Consider the following 2850-nt stretch of genomic DNA (forward strand, 5'->3'; position numbering starts at 1 on the left):
TTTTGCGGCAAGGTGAGCGGTTGGTGGACAAAAATGGCACTCACAATGTTAAAAATATTACTGAAAGTTGGACAAGACGATTATGCTGCATACACGCGCGAGTGGGCAACGGCACAGAGAACACGTGCGCTTGCTACCGCCAGTGCAAGCGGTTGCAGGGCATGCTGCCCACGGCCAACGGAGGCAACACCATGCAAACGCAGAAGTAATCTGCCATTGGCAGCCAAACTCTCAACGTGTAGAGAACGTATGGAATAACTTCCGCCAGGGTCGCTTTCTGAAACATAGCCACGTTTTGCCACAGACAAATGGGGCAACATTTCTGGTTTTATCGTATCTTTGTCCAGGAACTTCGTACATGAGCGGGGTGAGTATCCTGGTTTTACAGTATAAAGACATAAACTTCTCTCAGGTTGTAGAAATATTTAAAGTCAAGACGACTTCAATGACAATTGAAACATGATGCAGACCGGACCGAGTCTTTTTCACAACAACACTTAGGTCACAACTTCGCGACAAGAGACAGGAAGAACCCTAAGGCCGTTTTACCCTTGTTGTGAAGAGCCATAGCATGCACCAGCCCACGAGGTAGGCAACGGCACAATAGCTGAACACCATAAAGTAGCCTGCTGCCTTTCCCTGAAAGCCCACATAACAGGTTTGGGTAACTTCGGTATAACGAAACAGCTTGCCTGATGTAAGGTTGATAAGGCCTACGCTCAGCCCACCAGCCAAACTGTTGATTCCCGTAATGGTGGCCACAGATTCTCTTGGGAATAGGTTGCTACCAACAGAATAGAGGTTGGCCGACCATGATTGGTGAGCTGCACCCACAATACCGATGATGACGATGGGATTCCAATAAGACAATTGGCCCAAAGGCTGTGCCAGAAGGGCGAGAATGGGGAATGCGGCGAAAACCAGCATGCCCCTCATGCGGGGGCGTTAAGGATGTTTCCGCCAAGGCGGGAATGAAGAATTGTGGGTAGGCGTGACCCGAATATTGCCAGGATTGTGATGCTGTACAACGTCAAGAGAGCTATTCTTGCCTCTACCGAGTCTGATGCAAAACCATAGACGTCAGAAATGTAGGCAGGCGTCCAAAACAAGAAGAACCACCAAACCCCATCAGCAAGAAATTTGGCAAGGAATATGCCCTACGTTTGTGGCAACCGAAGGCATTGTCATACCGTGTATTTCATGGGTTTATGGTTCAGTTTCTGTGTCATAACCACGTCGGTTTCCTGCAAGGTTGTGGGTGTGTCTTGCAAGATATACTTCCGCTCTTCTGCATTTACGCACACGTTATTTTTCAGGTCTTTGTACACCAGCATCCACACTCCCATCCATGTAAATTCCAATGCACCAATACATACAAAGGACATCTCCCATCCATTCCCAAACCCCAACTGTTGAAATGCACGTGTCAATATGGGTATAGAAAGAGGTGCGACAAGTGCACCCATCGTAGCTCCAAGGTTAAATATGGCAGTGGCAAAGGCTCGGTCTTCCTTGGGGAAATATTCGGCGGTAGCCTTTATCGCCGTGGGAAAATTGCCCATTTTTCCTACTGCTAACACCACGCGTGCTGTCATAAAGAAATAAACGCTTACGCTCGCAACCATCACTGCCATTTCGCCAACATTGCCAATAAGATGTGTTATGCTACTTACCCCTATCCATTTGGCAGTGGCCCATCCACAAAAGGCGTGCATACATGCACCTACCGACCATACGCCAAGAGCCAAGAGATAGCCATTCTTTGTTCCAAGCCTATTGGCTAGTCTGCCCGAGAACATATTGCCCACTGCATAAACAATGGCAAAAAGTGCTGTGATGTTGCCATAATGCTCATCGGTCCAATGAAATTCGGGGGCGATGAAGTCTTTCCACGTTAGCGACAAGGCTTGCCTATCCATGTAATTCACGGCTGTGGCAACGAAAAGCATCGCACAAATTGTCCATCTCACGTTGGTTGGTTGTTGCGAAGTATGGTTGGTATTCATTTTTTCATCGTTTTTCGTTTTTGGTGTTGTTACATTCTGATGTCTTGCTCCGGTCGTGCGAAATGTTGAAGTCTGTGCGCCAAGTAAAGTTTTTTGTTTTCAGGTTCACGCTCAACAGTTGCAGTTCCACACCGTGTCCGCGCGTTTTCCCTACATTCTGCAAGATGTTGATGGTGCCATTTATCTGCGGTATTACCTTGTTCAGCAGCAGGCAGTGGGTGTTTGAAAGTATAGGTCAATGTTTCCGGCCAATCTTCCTTTAAATACAGAGAAGTCCCATCCTATGTTTACTTGCTCTGTTGTTTTCCAACTTAACGAAGGGTCAGCCAGTTTCTTCGAGTAGTATCCCGTTAGTGGCTGTCCTTTCTCGTCAAGGTAGGGGCGGGCTGTCATGGTGGCCATCGCATCGTAGGGTTAGATGGCTTGGTTTCCATTCTTTCCCCACGACAGGCGTAGTTTCGAACGGTCTATCCACGGCAAGCCTTTCATGAATGTTTCGTTTTCCATGTTCCATCCCAATGCCACTGATGGGAATGTGCCATATTTGTTGTTCTTGCTGTTTCCTGGCCACACCTACCGTCTGGGGTTTGTAACCTAGGTAACTCACTACGAGTGCGGTTGTCCCTGTCGGCACTTCAATGGTGTAATTGCCCTCAAGGTCGGTAACTGTTCCGCTTTTGTCTCCTTAGGCGGAGATGGTTGCTCCTATAAGTGGCGTGTTGTTTACATCTACCACTCGTCCGGTTATGGTTCGTGTTGTCTGTGCACAAAGTGCCTGTGCTGATACAAACAACAACACGAGAATGTAACTAGGGTAATTCAGTTAATTCCCTCTTAGGAATCT

General features: G+C 47.6%; 3 protein-coding genes and 1 pseudogene. 1 reads left to right on the forward strand and 3 read right to left on the reverse strand.

Going from position 1 to position 2850, the window contains the following annotated elements; genetic code table 11:
- The coding region (locus HMPREF2955_RS16140; protein ID WP_210401271.1) for a hypothetical protein at nt 1-209 on the forward strand (209 nt) is incomplete at its 5' end.
- A gap of 325 nt (nt 210-534) precedes the next feature.
- Here HMPREF2955_RS16140 and HMPREF2955_RS03975 read toward each other — a convergent pair.
- From HMPREF2955_RS03975 to HMPREF2955_RS16785, 3 genes and pseudogenes are all read right to left on the reverse strand, one after another.
- Nucleotides 535-2006, reverse strand: a pseudogene (locus HMPREF2955_RS03975) (MFS transporter).
- A 201-nt stretch (nt 2007-2207) separates the two neighbouring features.
- Nucleotides 2208-2408 carry a hypothetical protein gene (locus HMPREF2955_RS15660; protein WP_070721245.1) on the reverse strand — a complete coding sequence of 67 codons (201 nt, stop codon included), beginning with the start codon at nt 2406-2408 and terminating at the stop codon, nt 2208-2210.
- A gap of 12 nt (nt 2409-2420) precedes the next feature.
- The gene (locus HMPREF2955_RS16785; RefSeq protein ID WP_246830062.1) at nt 2421-2579 is read right to left on the reverse strand and encodes a hypothetical protein; all 159 of its coding nucleotides are present in this window, start codon (nt 2577-2579) and stop codon (nt 2421-2423) included.
- Between the last annotated feature and the right edge of the window lie 271 nt (nt 2580-2850).

Source organism: Prevotella sp. HMSC073D09, assembly GCF_001814145.1.
GTDB lineage: Bacteria > Bacteroidota > Bacteroidia > Bacteroidales > Bacteroidaceae > Prevotella > Prevotella conceptionensis.